The organism is Salinibacillus aidingensis, assembly GCF_055393355.1.
In genome coordinates, this window is the sequence record NZ_AP043759.1 from 3,143,257 (window position 1) to 3,156,651 (window position 13,395).

Below are 13,395 nucleotides of genomic sequence, written 5' to 3' on the forward strand. Positions count from 1 at the left end.
TGAATAAAGACTTTTGCAGATGATCGATGGGAGGAATTTTTTATGGAGCAATTTTTCGCTGAGATTCTTCAGGACCATAATCTGCCGGGGGCTGTGCGCGGCAGCAAACCGATTTCGGGCGGTTCCATCAATCATGCCTATCGTGTGGAAACGGATAAGGACAGCTATTTTATTAAAACCAATACCGGTATTCCTGCTCACTTTTTTGAGGTGGAAGCAATTGGTCTGGAACACATAGAAAACTCCCGGACGATTGCAGTGCCTCATGTTTATGGGTATAACCGGCCGGGAAAGGGAGAAACCGGTTATCTTATTCTGGACTGGATTGAGGGAAACCCTTCTCCTTCAACTGCTGAAGAGCTCGGGCGTTCTTTGGCCGGCATGCACAAAACAAAGGGTGAAGCATACGGGTTTAAACAGGATTCCTTTATCGGTGCCCTCCCTCAGCCCAATGATTTGTTTGCAGATTGGTTGACCTATTACCGGGACCGTCGTCTGAAGCCCCAATTCGAACAGGGCCTGGAAACAGGGAGAATGTCCGGTTCCAGAAAAAAGAAAATGGAAGTCCTGCTTGAGAATCTGGACAACTGGATCCCGGAAAACCCAGGATCATCCCTGCTCCACGGGGATTTGTGGGGTGGAAACTGGATGACAGGTCCTAAGGGGACGCCCTATGTAATCGATCCGTCTGTTTTATATGGCGATCATTTATTTGAAATGGCCTTTACTGAAGTGTTCGGAGGCTTTTCCGCTGATTTTTACCAAGCCTATCAGGAAGTCCTTCCCCTCCCTGACTACTATGTGGACGTAAAGCCACTGTATCAGCTATACTATTTACTTGTGCATTTAAATCTATTTGGAGAAGGCTACGGGGGAAGTGTGGATAGAATTTTAAACCGCTATATCGGGTAAACTGTAGGTGCGAGTTATATTTTTCCATTTTTTGTGCGTGAAGAAAGGTCTGTTCTATAATGAAACATTATTCTTTGATTGATCATTTGAAATTTATTGTGCCGTCGTTGCTTGGAATCTTTCTATTTATGATTCCTTTTTCTTATAAGGATCAAGTGACGATTCCTATCGCTATTCTTGCCAGCTGGCTGCAGAATCAGATAGGGGATTATCTGACCGGTATTATGACGTTTATCATTGTACTGACTGCATTTATGACACTCCTGTACAGATGGATTTTAAAAAGGAATCCAGAGGCCCTATCCTTTTCGCCCTTTTTCATAGGTTTATTCCATGTCACTACGTTTTGGGCCGCTGTGCGGGTTGTGGGTGCTGTTCTTGCACTGTTAACATATTTCCAGGTCGGACCTGAAGCCATTTATTCCGAAAATACAGGAGGCATGCTGCTAGGCGATTTGCTTCATATTCTGTTTTCGGTATTTCTATTTGCCGGACTGCTTTTGCCCTTATTATTAAACTTTGGATTGCTGGAACTGTTTGGTACGGTTTTAGAAAAGGTGATGCGCCCGCTATTTACCCTGCCAGGGAGGTCTTCAATCGATAATCTCGCATCCTGGCTGGGTGACGGAACCATTGGGGTGTTACTGACAAGTAAACAGTATGAGCAGGGGTACTACACAAAGAGAGAAGCGGCGGTTATTGGCACCACCTTCTCCGTGGTATCCATTACGTTCTGTATTGTTGTCATCGAACAGGTAAATTTAGAACACCGGTTTATCCCTTTTTATTTAACCGTTTTAGCTGCCGGGCTGGTTTCCGGGATTATTATGCCCCGTATTCCACCGCTATCACGTTTTAAAAATCAATACAATAACGGTGAAGAGCAAGTGCGTGAAAAGGAAAACGTTGGGAAGGAAAAATCCAGATGGCGCTCTGGCTACGAAAAGGCTCTGGATAAGGCTTCTAAGAGCAAAGGGCTTCCCCATTATGTAAAAGAGGGCAGTCAAAATGTGCTGGATATGTGGATGGGCGTGGCACCCATTGTCATGACATTCGGTACGCTTGCCCTGGTGTTAGCGACCTACACTCCTGTGTTCAGCTGGCTCGGATACCCGTTCATCCCAATCCTCGAGCTCATGCAGCTGCCAGAAGCCGAGGCTGCATCCGAAACTCTTTTAATTGGTTTTGCCGATATGTTTCTGCCGGCCATACTGATTGAATCGGTTTCCAGTGAATTGACCCGCTTTGTGATCGCCTGTCTGTCGGTTTCCCAGCTGATTTATATGTCAGAGGTTGGCGGTCTGATTTTAGGTTCAAAAATTCCCGTTCGTTTTATCCATCTGATTGTGATCTTTCTGCTTCGTACGGTCATCTCACTGCCAATTATTGTGGCGATCGGGCATTTGATTTTTTGATTGGACTGGGGAGTTTGATGCGGGGGATATTTTTGGATTTGGAAGCGTGGGATTAGTCCTGAGATCTGGGAAATAAGCCGCTTTGCATAGAATTCGTCCAGTTCAATGATTTTTAAGAAAAAACTCTGCTTATTGAGCCTGTTTTAAAAATAATTGATCCAGTTTTAAAACTTTTCTGTCGTATTTTAAAAATAATTAAGCCGATTTTTACTTTATTCGTCCTGTTTACAAAGAAATGAGCGTAAAGTAACGGAATTCTACCTTTCATACCATAATTGCCTATGAAAGCTAACCATTCGTCCAGTTACACCTGTATTCATCCAAAAAAATCCTTATTAAGCCCATTTTCAGCTTTATTGACCCAGCAGACTAAAATAATGCCGTTTTAGATATAACCCGGCCAACAAAATCACTGCAACCAGCGCCATTACGCAAAAAAGCTGCCCATAACGGCAGCTTTTTTCATTACCCCAAATCGATCGCCCATTCTCCATTTCGGAAAATCGGCTCTGTTTTTCCGTCCTTCGTTACAGCATCAATATCCAGCTCTGCTGAACCAATCATAAAGTCCTCATGATTCAGGCTGGTGTTGACTCCGCGTTCTTTCAATTCTTCCTGTGACATTTCCGCTCCACCTTCAATATTGGTTGGATAGGCCTCACCCAGAGCAATGTGGCAGGAAGCATTCTCATCAAAGAGTGTATTAAAGAACACCAGGTTTGACTGGGAAATTGGAGAGGAATGCGGCACCAGAGCCACTTCACCTAAACGTTTCGAGCCTTCATCTGTTTCCAGCAATTGTTCTAAGACGTCCTGGCCTGCTTCAGCCTTGTAGTCTACTACTTTTCCATCTTTAAAGGTAAGCGTGAAGTTTTCAATTAAATGACCATTATAATTCAACGGCTTGGTGCTGGTTACCGTTCCGTTTACACCCTCGCGATGGGGCATGGTGAAAACTTCCTCTGTTGGGATGTTTGGATTAAAAGCGGCGCCTGTTTCAGCTACGGCTGATCCTCCATGCCAAACGTGGTTTTCCGGCAACTCTATCGTTAAATCGGTTCCAGGGGCTTTATAGATAAGTTTCTTATACTGCTTGTCATTAAGAACCTCTCTGGCACGACGGAGCGTTTCGTTATGGGCGTTCCATGCTTCAATTGGATCTTCATGGTCAACACGTGTAATACTGAAAATCTGTTCCCACAACTTTTCAGTGCCCTCCTCTACATCATCCTGAGGGTAAACCTTCTTGACCCACCCTTCAGTCGGAATCGCAACGATGGACCACTGAATACGATCGTTCATCATGTAATCGCGGTATTCGGTCAAGGCCTGGCCTGCCGCCTTGTTTGCAGCAGCCGGTTTCTTGGGATCAATCCCTTTTAATAGTTCCGGATTGGGAGCGTAAACCTGAAGAATGGCTCCTCCATTTTTTACGTGTTCGGTCATTTTCTGTACACGCCAGTCGGGAAAACCTTCCAGGACTCTCATAGGCTCATTCTCGTAGCTTAATCGGGTCAGCACTTCATCGTTCCATTGCACCTGTACATTTTCGGCTCCGGCAGCATAGGCCTCCTCTACAACCTTATGTACAAAATCAGCCCCTTCAATGGGAGCATTAATAATCAGTGCCTGTTCTTTTTGAATATTTACTCCTGTTTGAATGGCAAGCTTTGCGTATTTTCTTAAAACGTTCTCGGATGGTTTCATTTATTTTCTCTCCTTTTTATTTTCTATTATTCTTATTCCACACTTTCACCCTTCAGTCCTTTTGAATCGTTAATGAAGGTTGGAGTTCAAGCTCTACATTTCCTTTAATGGCTCGGGAAATCATACAGCTTGTTTCCGCTTTTTCAGCTAGCTTCCTGAGCTTATCCAAATCCTTATCTGTAGCATGTGCCTGCAGACTTACAGTTGGTTTATGAATAATCTTTTTATAGGTGAATACGCCATTTGTGACATCCACAATGCCCTCTGATTCCATATCCATTTCATGCAAGGGTAAGTCTGCCCGCTCAATCATAGCGGCTAAAGTGATAATATAGCAGGTTGCTGCTGCCCCCAACAGCATTTCATCAGGATTTGTCCCCTCTCCAGGTCCATCCATTTCATGCGGGATGGAGATTTTCGTCTTTAGGTTGCCAGCATCTATTTGCCCTACATTGTTTCTGCCTCCAGGCCAGTCCGCTTTTAAATGAAATGTGTGTTCTGCCATCATTGATTCACTCCTTTATATAAGTTGAGACTGTTTTGGTGCTGCTCGAGCGATTGCAATTGACTTACAGCCGGTTCATCCTTCAGGCACACGACTCCCTATTCCTCTTCCAGGTATTCCTTCAGAACTTGAACATGATTATGTACAGGGTCCTTTGCTGCGTATAGCAATGTTACCTTTTCCTGCTCTGCTAATTCCCGCACATAGGCAACAGCTTTTATTTTTTCAGGGTGGGTGGCTAATTCCTTTTGAAACTCTGTTTTGAATTGCCCAAACTTGTCCGGATCATGTCCAAACCATTTTCGTAAGTCGGTGCTGGGAGTGATGTCCTTCAGCCACTCGTCCAGCTGTGCCTTCTGTTTGGATACGCCTCGTGGCCAGACACGATCGACCAGGACTCGCCTTCCATCGCCTTCCTCTGCTGCTTCATAAATTCGTTTTACCTCAATCGCCATTTTTACCCCTTCTTTTCCTTTTCTCTATCATCAGTATATTTTTATGCAATTGGAAATGTAAAGAAAAATCCATCAACAGGATGGGGCCCACTGATGGATCTTTCACTATATGATTCCTGTTTAAGAGGTAAAATGCTGCTCCCACGCTTTGATTTCCCGTTCCAATTCAGCCTGTTTTTGTTCAATGATCGTAAAGTCAACCGCATCGATATAGTAGGATTCCAATTGGTTTCGGAATCGATTGCTGTCCTTCAGTTTTGCGGTTGCCTGCTTCATTTTTTCCTGATATTGCTGTGACAGAGCTGTTATTTCATTCTCATATTTTTCATCCGTACCTGGCTGGATGATTTCCTCATACATATCCACAATTTCATCCCCTTCCCTGGAAGGAAAATGCTCATGTGGACTGGTGCTGTCAAAAATAGCAACGCCAAGCTCCCGGAAAATCAGCATATCCAGGCTATTTGGATCAAAGCCGCAATGATAAACCTCCACTTCAAAGCCTCTGTCTTCTCCCTCGGCGGCCAGCTGTTTCAGCATAGTTGATTTACCGGTACCCGGACGTCCTTTGATAAACAAGCGCTGCAGGATGTCTTCGGTTAAATTCTGAATAAAATCTTTCGGCCCTTCCGGAGTGGCAGCCCCGAGAAACCGGTGAAGCTGAGATCCGCTTTTATCAAGGGTGTCCTCATCGAATATTTCTGTTGTGAGACGGTCTGTTAAATTCCGTGCTTTCTCCGGACTAAGGTTTTTAATATAAATACGTTCCCAATCATCATGTATGCGCAGGGCCTCTTCCATTAAGCTATAAGCATCATCATAACAAGCCTTTATTTGTTTCTTCACCTGAAAAATCTCCTCTTTGTACTTGCGCAACTGCACCGAGTCCCAGGCATCACCCAAATTGACATATTCATCGATCACTCCGGGATATTTAGGTTCTATCACATGAGGCGCCGTACCATCGACAATGCCCAGCTTTAAGTCAGGGATAATCACCCCATCGATGGAGCCATAGTCTGCAGAACAGTGAATATATTCAAGATCATACGCAGAACCCCAGGCCTCCCCGATTTTTTTCATTAGGGTGGACTTCCCTGTACCCGGGCCACCTTTAAGAATATAAATACGTTCCAATCGATTCAGGGTTTCATCAAACAGATTATAAAAGCCCTTAGCCGTATTTCCACTTGCATAATAGTTATAAATTCGCTTACCCAAAAAATCACCTCTTTATGATTTTGGCCACAGAATAATCTATGCAAGTGGAGTGAAATAGGTGAATGCCTATTCTTCTAATTGTTCGGTAAGCTCTTCAACATTTTCATCATCTTCCTGATCCTCATTCTTGCCACCCAGGAACCAACCGGCTACAAGAATGGCCACTAAAACAATATAGAAGGTGAGCTTCCAGCCTGTGGAATGTGGAAAATGCTCATCAATAATACCCACATTTTCATGTCCTAACGTAATAACGGCCAATTTCACACCGACCCAGCCTACAACAATAAAGGCTGCTGTTTCCAGCCCCGGACGCTGGTGCAGCAGTTTGACAAAGAAGGAGGCGGCAAATCTCATAATGATTACACCGATTAAACCTCCGGCGAGGACCACAGTAAACTGTCCTGCATCCATTCCGCCAATTTCTCCAAGGGCGGTTTCAGGAAGAGCGACAGCAAGAGCGACAGCAGCCAGGATAGAATCTACCGCAAAGGCAATATCGGCCAGTTCAACTTTAAGGACTGTCATCCAGAAACCAGACCCTTCCTCAGCTGTTCCTGCTTCTCCCTCTTCGTTCTCATCCTGTTCATCCTGTTTTTTCACATATTTCTTAAACAAATGATTTAAGGCAAGAAATAGTAAATACGCTGCACCGATCGCCTGTACCTGCCATACATCAGCTATAAAGGAAATTAAAAATAGCGAACCTGCTCTTAAAATAAATGCTCCCAATAAACCGTAAAACAGGGCCTTCTTTCTTTCTTTTTCCGGCAGATGCTTCACCATAATCGCCAGTACCAAAGCATTATCTGCCGCTAAAATTCCTTCTAGTGCAATGAGCACAAGTAATACCCATCCATATTCCAATAGTAATGCCTGCTCCATAACCTACTCTCCTTTTTTCTGAATCATGATCTGCCATCTTTTTAAGTACAAAAAAGAGCCTTCACCAAACTGGTAAAGGCCCAAAAAAAGACCTTTACGAATAGTGTACCCGTAAAGGTCTCGCTAACAACTTTTGTTGCCAATAAAGCCGGAGAAAAAAATTTTTTCTCGAAATGACGACTTTATTGAGAAGCTACTCCCCTTTAATCAAACGCTCTTTTATTGTGCATACTTTATAGTACCGGCATTCCTGTTAATTGTCAACGTTAAACGTTCAGTTTCATTTTCTGCGGATTCATGATTTCATCAAAGTGTTCAACCGCTATCCTTTCATCATCCAGCCCCTGATAATGAAACAAGCCATCCATAAATAAGGCAGCTATCTTTTGATCCCGATCTGTTTGTGACCGTTTCAGAGCATGGGTGGCCAGGTAAATATCTGTCATAAATCTGGCAATTCTCCGGCTGTGGTAGGTTTGCACCGATTCATTCTTACCCTGAATATAGGCAATCATATTCTTTAATTCCTGCAGAGAATGTCCTATTCGTTCTTTATATTTCTCTTCTGCCTGCACATTAGATAAATGATGCTCCACTTCTCGTATAAATATTTCGTGTACCCGGTATTTATGCATTAATCGCAAAACTTCCAGGGACAAAATATTGTCTGTTCCTTCCCAAACGGTAAGAACCTGGGCATCCCTCAGCAGACGAGGTGTAACAAAATCCTCAATATAGCCATTTCCACCATGAAGCTCAATCGACTCATGGCTAAAGTCAATCGCCTCTTTTGCTGTACGAGCCTTCAACAGTGCAATCAGCAGGCGATTCATGGCCACTTCTTCTTCGGTCCTGCTGCCTCGGTCCCGCATCACCTGATCAAAGAGCTCAATGGATTCAAATAAGGCGGATAATTGAACTTCAAACCTTGACTGAAGATTCGCCAGGGTTTCCTGAACCATAGGGTACTGAATGATTTTCTGACCAAAAGCCTCCCGCTCATCTGCATATGCATAGCCTTCCTTCAGAGCACGCTTCATAATCCCGAGTGAAGCTGTTGCGTTACATACCCTTGATAAATTCAGGGCTTCCATCATATAGTAAAAGCCCTGATCCGGTTCGCCAACCAGGTACGCTTCCGAACCTTCCAATTCAATTTCAGCGGAAGGCACCGCACGTACACCGAGCTTATCCTTTAACCGGCGTACTTTTATATGATTCGTTCGGCCATTGTCTCTTTTCCACGGGACCAGAAACAGACTGAGACCCTTTGTACCGGCCTTGCTTTCTTCCGTTCGTGCAAGCACAGCTGCGACTCCGCACTGTCCGGAATTGGACGCAAAATACTTTTCTCCATATAATCGGTAATGATCCCCATCTCTGACTGCCTTCACTTCATTCGCGCCCACATCCGATCCGCCCTGCCGTTCCGTTAAAAAGGTTGCTCCTTCATATAATTCCTCATTTCCGGTTGAAAGCACGTGGGGAAGAAACCTCCTTTTTAAGTCCTCATCTGCATACTCATCAATCAGGTAGGCCACTGCCATTGTAAGCGTGACTGGACAGTAAAATCCCGGTTCCACCTGGGAAAGCAAGTAGCCCTGGGCATAAGAATACAAATAATTTCCCTTTCGGCCTAAATCAGGGATTGGCTTGTGAACATATCCAACAATACCTGTGTTATAGGTATCCTCGACTGTTTTTTTATAGCCTTCATTCACCCAGATTTCAGAAACATCCTCCCCATAGCGATTGTATTTGATTAGTCTGGGCTGACCTTCCCGATCTGTGTGTACGGCTCTCGGATCAAATTCCTGATAACACTTATGATAAAACTCTTCCAATTCTTTTTCTGCATACTGATATAGCTCAGGGTCCAGCTTTTCCTTAAGTATTTTCAACAATAAATACTCCTGTTGATGAAAATCTTTCATTTCATCCACCCTCTCCTCTTTATATCCGTTTTAATAAAATTTTCTGAATATTTAAATTATAGCATTTCCTTATGAATTTTTTAAGGTTCCAGCTCCGAAAACTTCCAATCTTAATTTTTTCTTTCATGGCAGCATTTTTGTAGGACAAATTGCATAGATTTGTAATGACCTAATATTCAGATTATTTGGAATAACAGACTATTCCGCAACTTAAAGAAGTAATACTCAGCATACTCAAGCTTAACTCGTCTCAGTTGTTTATCTCCAAATATTTACTAATTAATAAAGTTATATCCAATTTGAAGAAACAAAACCTTGAGTATAAAGTAATTTATATAGGCGAAAAACGACTGCATCTACAATTTGCCAGCGCACTTTATGCTCACTTCTGGAGGTGGTACATAAACATTTGCAAGTCGCAAATTAGTAGATTGGCAGTACAGCAACAGGCACTATTCATTATAGAAACATTTAAAAGTTTATTTAAAAAATCTTTTGGGAGGGGTCAATAGACCAATGAAAAAACTATTATCAATTTTTGCTTTAGTACTGACTGTATTCTTAATAACAGCATGTGGGTCATCTAGTGAAACTGATGGAGACACAAGCGGTGATAATGGAAATAGTGGTGAACAATCCAGTGATGAAGGTTCAGGAGAAGCCAGTGGCAAACTTGCTGAACTAAGAGAAGCTGGCGTTGTAAAAATTGGTTTTGCGAACGAAAAGCCATACGCTTATCAGGATGAAAATGGTGAACTTAAAGGGGAAGCCGTTGCGATTGCAAAGGCTGTTTTTAAAGAGTTAGGTGTTGATGAAGTAGATGGTCAGTTAGCTGATTTCAGTCAATTAATCGCAGGTGTGCAGGCTGGTAAGTTTGATGTTGCTACAGCTGGTATGGCGATTACACCTGAACGTTGTAAGCAGGCAGACTTTGGTGAGCCTGAAATCCAATATGGTGAAGGTTTGATTGTTCAAGAAGGGAACCCATTAGATCTTCATAGCTACTCAGATATTGCAGATAACCCAGATGTAACGGTTTCTGTAATGTCCGGTGCTACTGAAATTGGTTTCCTGAAAGAAATGGGAGTAAGTGAAGATCAAATTAGTGAAGCTCCGGATATTCCGGCAACGTTCGCAGCCGTTCAATCCGGAAGAGCAGATGCAACGACTGGTACGGAAATGACCATTAAAATGGCATTAGAATCTTCTGATCAGGATGCACTTGAGTTCGTTGAAGACTTTGAACAGCCTGATATAGAAGGCGTGCCAAGCTATGGTGCTGCCGTATTCCATCAAGACAATGACGATTTGAGAGAAGCTTACAACGAAGTACTTCAACAAAAGAAAGAAGACGGTGAAATATTAGATCTCATTACACCATCTGGTTTCAGTGAACGTAACCTCGTACCTAATGATCTAACCACCGAAGAATTATGCCAGGGATAATGGGGAAATAAAATTACTTTAACAGACCCCCTATTCAGGGGGTCTGTTTTCTAATAGGAAAGGGTGAAAAGCGATTAGTACCATAATTGAAATTTTTGATGTTTTACTTCGTGGAATTAACATCACTATCACTGTACTGCTTGCATCGGCCGTATTATCCTTTATCATCGCCTTTCTCGCCGGGTTCGGCCGAATTGCCAAGAACCCCATCATTCGCAAGTTTACAGGATTTTATATAGAAGTATTTCGTGGTACTTCTTTAATTGTTCAGTTATTCTGGTTTTACTATGCTTTACCAGGTTTATTTGGAATTGATTTAGGTACAGATTTCTGGGCAGCAGTCGTAGCCATATCTATGAACTACGGCGCTTATATGTCTGAAGTCGTTCGAGGATCTATTCTTTCTGTATCCGATGGTCAGAAGGAAGCAGCGACTGCCCTTAATATGTCCAGATTTCAACGTATGAGATTGGTTATCTTACCTCAGGCCGTACGTATGATGCTACCGGAATTCGGTAACTACCTTATTCAAATGCTGAAGGCAACTTCACTTGTCTCTCTCATCGGTTTAACCGATATTTTATACCACGGCGATATATTCAGAAGTACAAATCTATCGCTGGCACCTACAGTTTACCTTTTAATTCTCGTCTTTTACTTTATTTTAGCCCTTCCTCTAATCTGGTTAACACGTTGGGCAGAAAAGCAATCATCGAAGGGAGTGGCTACTGAATGACTTGGAGCTGGAATTATGTCTGGGAATCACTCCCATTAATTTTTGAGGGAATGTGGATTACACTGGGACTGACCATTGGCTGTTTTGCCTTTGCCATGCTCTTTGGGTTTGTATGGACTTTTCTACGACGCATACCATGGACGTCTGTTCAAAAGCTTGTAGGATTTCTATTGGAGTTTATCCGATCCACGCCTCCACTCGTACAGCTATTCTTTCTATTTTATGCATGGCCGATGGTACCTTACGTTGGGGTAACACTTGATCCAATATCCTGTGCAATTTTGGGATTAGGCGGACACTTTAGTACGTATATTTCAGAGATTTACCGGTCTGGCATTGAGTCCGTTGATAAAGGACAATGGGAGGCTGCAAAAGCATTAAATCTATCAACAGGTAAAAAATGGACAAAAATTATCTTACCACAGGCGATACCTCCAACCATTCCAATGTTAGGGAATTACCTCATTATTATGTTTAAAGAGGTTCCATTAACAGCCACAATTGGAGTTACCGGTATGCTTCATGCTGCTGAATCCTTTGGAGCCCAGACGTTTGCATACGTAGAGCCCTTAACACTAGTGGCGTTGTTCTTCCTTGCTATGAGTTATCCATCAGCTGTTCTCATAAGGAAGCTGGAGAAGAAATTTAACCGTCGCTTTGATAAAAAGAATCCGACTGGTACGAATAATAATATGGATAAAGGAGTGGCAGTAAATGGCTGATCCCATTGTACGATATAAAGATGTTCATAAATCATTTGGCGAGGTTGAAGTATTAAAGGGCATTGACCTTGATATTGCCCCTGCCGAAAAAATTGCATTGATTGGTCCAAGTGGTTCCGGAAAAACCACGATTATTCGAATGCTTATGACCCTTGAGGAGCCTACTTCCGGAGTTATTGAGGTCGATGGACGCCCGCTTTGGCATATGGAAAAGGAAGGAGAACTTGTCCCTGCGAATGAAAAGCATTTGCGTGAGGTTCGAGGAGACATCGGAATGGTGTTTCAGCACTTCAATCTCTTTCCACACATGTCTATTTTAGATAACTGTATGGTTGCTCCTGTTCATGTAAAAGGAGAGCCAAAGGATGAGGCCAGACAGCGTTCCATTGAAATGCTGGAGAAAGTTGGTCTGGGAGATAAACTGGATAACTATCCAAGCCAGTTATCCGGCGGACAAAAGCAGCGTGTCGCAATGGCCAGAGCACTTGTTATGCGTCCAAAGGTGATGCTATTTGACGAGGTAACCTCTGCTCTTGACCCTGAGCTTGTAGGAGAGGTTCTGGAGGTTATCCGGGACATTGCAAAGGAAGGGGAAATGGCCATGATACTCGTTACACACGAAATGGAATTTGCCCGTGACATTGCTGATCGTGTTCTGTTCCTTGATGAAGGGACGATTGCAGAAGAGGGATCTCCTGAAGAAGTACTGGAAAATTCCAAGAGTGAACGTTTACAGTCCTTCCTCAGTCGTTTCCGTTCTTCATCACCATCTTAATAAGAACGTTATAAAAGGGATGCCAGCTGTCTGCTGATCCCTTTTATATTCTAATCTATTCCGTTACTTCAATTAATCCCTTAGCACCCTTAGTTGCGTGATTGAATTGGTGAGTTACGAATGGGAAGGTTCCTTCTTCGGTTACCGTAAATTCTACGACTGCTCCTCCACTGGCTGGAAGCATGACAAACGCTCATCTATGTCCGAATTGTGAATAAATGATCTGAAGTACAGATAACCCTTTCCCTCGCTTCCTCCTTTGTATCATGGTAAACTCTAAGAAAATGAATTTTTAAAGGGGATGAGAGAAAATCATGGCAACAAAAAAGGAAATTGAACAGGAGATTGAACAGCTTAAAATGGATTACATACGCATTCAGGGTGATTTAGATAAGCTGGAGGCTACAGGCGGAAGAGTTTCTCCACTCGAAAAAACCCTGGAACGAATGGAACAGCAGCTGGCCGATCTGAGAAAACAACTGGAAGATGCAAAATAATAGAATGAAGAGTTCATTGCAACTATGCAATGAACTTTTTATATTTTATAGATTAGAATATATAAAGTGAAACTTCCGTCAGTGGGGGGCTCCATCCCCCACTGATGGTTAGTTGAACTTATCAGGAGTTTACTGGCCGTTTCCCCCCACACTTAGTCTTGTTAAGGTACCCTCAAGAATTGAAG

13 protein-coding genes and 1 pseudogene are annotated in these 13,395 nt (G+C 43.0%); 7 read left to right on the forward strand and 7 right to left on the reverse strand.

The window, feature by feature from the left end:
* The first annotated feature begins 42 nt into the window (after positions 1–42).
* Both ACZ5OK_RS16220 and ACZ5OK_RS16225 read left to right on the forward strand, forming a co-directional pair.
* Positions 43–912, forward strand: a complete 870-nt coding sequence (locus tag ACZ5OK_RS16220; protein WP_343838704.1) for a fructosamine kinase family protein — start codon at positions 43–45, stop codon at positions 910–912.
* 59 nt (positions 913–971) lie between these two features.
* Complete coding sequence (locus ACZ5OK_RS16225; RefSeq protein WP_343838706.1) at positions 972–2,327, forward strand: YjiH family protein; 1,356 nt, start codon at positions 972–974, stop codon at positions 2,325–2,327.
* A gap of 465 nt (positions 2,328–2,792) precedes the next feature.
* Here the strand turns inward: ACZ5OK_RS16225 and ACZ5OK_RS16230 are convergent, their stop codons facing one another.
* The 6 genes from ACZ5OK_RS16230 to ACZ5OK_RS16255 all read right to left on the reverse strand — a co-directional run bounded on the left by ACZ5OK_RS16230 (position 2,793) and on the right by ACZ5OK_RS16255 (position 9,034).
* Positions 2,793–4,034 carry an aminopeptidase gene (locus tag ACZ5OK_RS16230; protein WP_343838708.1) on the reverse strand — a complete coding sequence of 414 codons (1,242 nt, stop codon included), beginning with the start codon at positions 4,032–4,034 and terminating at the stop codon, positions 2,793–2,795.
* A gap of 52 nt (positions 4,035–4,086) precedes the next feature.
* Positions 4,087–4,539, reverse strand: coding sequence for an OsmC family protein (locus ACZ5OK_RS16235; protein WP_343838710.1), 453 nt, complete (start codon positions 4,537–4,539; stop codon positions 4,087–4,089).
* A gap of 98 nt (positions 4,540–4,637) precedes the next feature.
* Complete coding sequence (locus ACZ5OK_RS16240) at positions 4,638–4,994, reverse strand: DUF488 domain-containing protein (RefSeq protein ID WP_343838712.1); 357 nt, start codon at positions 4,992–4,994, stop codon at positions 4,638–4,640.
* 120 nt (positions 4,995–5,114) lie between these two features.
* On the reverse strand, positions 5,115–6,215 hold the full coding sequence (locus ACZ5OK_RS16245; protein ID WP_343838714.1) for a PRK06851 family protein: 1,101 nt from the start codon (positions 6,213–6,215) through the stop codon (positions 5,115–5,117).
* Between the two features lie 66 nt (positions 6,216–6,281).
* Positions 6,282–7,100, reverse strand: coding sequence for a TerC family protein (locus ACZ5OK_RS16250; protein WP_343838716.1), 819 nt, complete (start codon positions 7,098–7,100; stop codon positions 6,282–6,284).
* 266 nt (positions 7,101–7,366) lie between these two features.
* A complete protein-coding gene (locus ACZ5OK_RS16255) occupies positions 7,367–9,034 on the reverse strand; it encodes an acyl-CoA dehydrogenase family protein (protein WP_343838718.1) in 1,668 nt (555 codons plus the stop codon).
* Positions 9,035–9,550: 516 nt separating this feature from the next.
* Here ACZ5OK_RS16255 and ehuB point away from each other — a divergent pair.
* The 4 genes from ehuB (at position 9,551) to ehuA (ending at position 12,713) form a co-directional block, all read left to right on the forward strand.
* Positions 9,551–10,480: an ectoine/hydroxyectoine ABC transporter substrate-binding protein EhuB gene (ehuB, locus tag ACZ5OK_RS16260; RefSeq protein WP_343838720.1), complete on the forward strand. Its 930-nt coding sequence runs from the start codon at positions 9,551–9,553 to the stop codon at positions 10,478–10,480.
* Positions 10,481–10,553: 73 nt separating this feature from the next.
* The gene (gene ehuC, locus ACZ5OK_RS16265) at positions 10,554–11,216 is read left to right on the forward strand and encodes an ectoine/hydroxyectoine ABC transporter permease subunit EhuC (protein ID WP_343839031.1); all 663 of its coding nucleotides are present in this window, start codon (positions 10,554–10,556) and stop codon (positions 11,214–11,216) included.
* Positions 11,213–11,938 (forward strand): ectoine/hydroxyectoine ABC transporter permease subunit EhuD, encoded by a 726-nt coding sequence (gene ehuD / locus ACZ5OK_RS16270; protein WP_343838721.1) that lies wholly within the window; start codon positions 11,213–11,215, stop codon positions 11,936–11,938. Before ehuC ends, ehuD begins: the two co-directional genes overlap by 4 nt.
* Complete coding sequence (ehuA, locus tag ACZ5OK_RS16275) at positions 11,931–12,713, forward strand: ectoine/hydroxyectoine ABC transporter ATP-binding protein EhuA (RefSeq protein WP_343838723.1); 783 nt, start codon at positions 11,931–11,933, stop codon at positions 12,711–12,713. Before ehuD ends, ehuA begins: the two co-directional genes overlap by 8 nt.
* Positions 12,714–12,768: 55 nt before the next feature.
* On the opposite strand, the pseudogene ACZ5OK_RS16280 reads toward ehuA, so the two are convergent.
* A pseudogene (locus ACZ5OK_RS16280) lies at positions 12,769–12,900 on the reverse strand (multicopper oxidase domain-containing protein); the annotation flags it as partial.
* Between the two features lie 127 nt (positions 12,901–13,027).
* Between ACZ5OK_RS16280 and ACZ5OK_RS16285 the strand changes: the two are divergent.
* Entirely contained in the window at positions 13,028–13,210 is a 183-nt protein-coding gene (locus tag ACZ5OK_RS16285; RefSeq protein WP_343838725.1) for an SE1832 family protein, read from the forward strand.
* The last annotated feature ends 185 nt before the right edge of the window (positions 13,211–13,395 follow it).

What these genes read in the sequence shown, in the direction of transcription:
- ACZ5OK_RS16220 (WP_343838704.1), top strand. Translation starts at nt 43, where the DNA reads ATGGAGCAATTTTTCGCTGAGATTCTTCAGGACCATAATCTGCCGGGG.
- ACZ5OK_RS16225 (WP_343838706.1), top strand. Translation starts at nt 972, where the DNA reads ATGAAACATTATTCTTTGATTGATCATTTGAAATTTATTGTGCCGTCG.
- ACZ5OK_RS16230 (WP_343838708.1), bottom strand. Translation starts at nt 4,034, where the DNA reads ATGAAACCATCCGAGAACGTTTTAAGAAAATACGCAAAGCTTGCCATT.
- ACZ5OK_RS16235 (WP_343838710.1), bottom strand. Translation starts at nt 4,539, where the DNA reads ATGGCAGAACACACATTTCATTTAAAAGCGGACTGGCCTGGAGGCAGA.
- ACZ5OK_RS16240 (WP_343838712.1), bottom strand. Translation starts at nt 4,994, where the DNA reads ATGGCGATTGAGGTAAAACGAATTTATGAAGCAGCAGAGGAAGGCGAT.
- ACZ5OK_RS16250 (WP_343838716.1), bottom strand. Translation starts at nt 7,100, where the DNA reads ATGGAGCAGGCATTACTATTGGAATATGGATGGGTATTACTTGTGCTC.
- ACZ5OK_RS16255 (WP_343838718.1), bottom strand. Translation starts at nt 9,034, where the DNA reads ATGAAAGATTTTCATCAACAGGAGTATTTATTGTTGAAAATACTTAAG.
- ehuB (WP_343838720.1), top strand. Translation starts at nt 9,551, where the DNA reads ATGAAAAAACTATTATCAATTTTTGCTTTAGTACTGACTGTATTCTTA.
- ehuD (WP_343838721.1), top strand. Translation starts at nt 11,213, where the DNA reads ATGACTTGGAGCTGGAATTATGTCTGGGAATCACTCCCATTAATTTTT.
- ehuA (WP_343838723.1), top strand. Translation starts at nt 11,931, where the DNA reads ATGGCTGATCCCATTGTACGATATAAAGATGTTCATAAATCATTTGGC.
- ACZ5OK_RS16285 (WP_343838725.1), top strand. Translation starts at nt 13,028, where the DNA reads ATGGCAACAAAAAAGGAAATTGAACAGGAGATTGAACAGCTTAAAATG.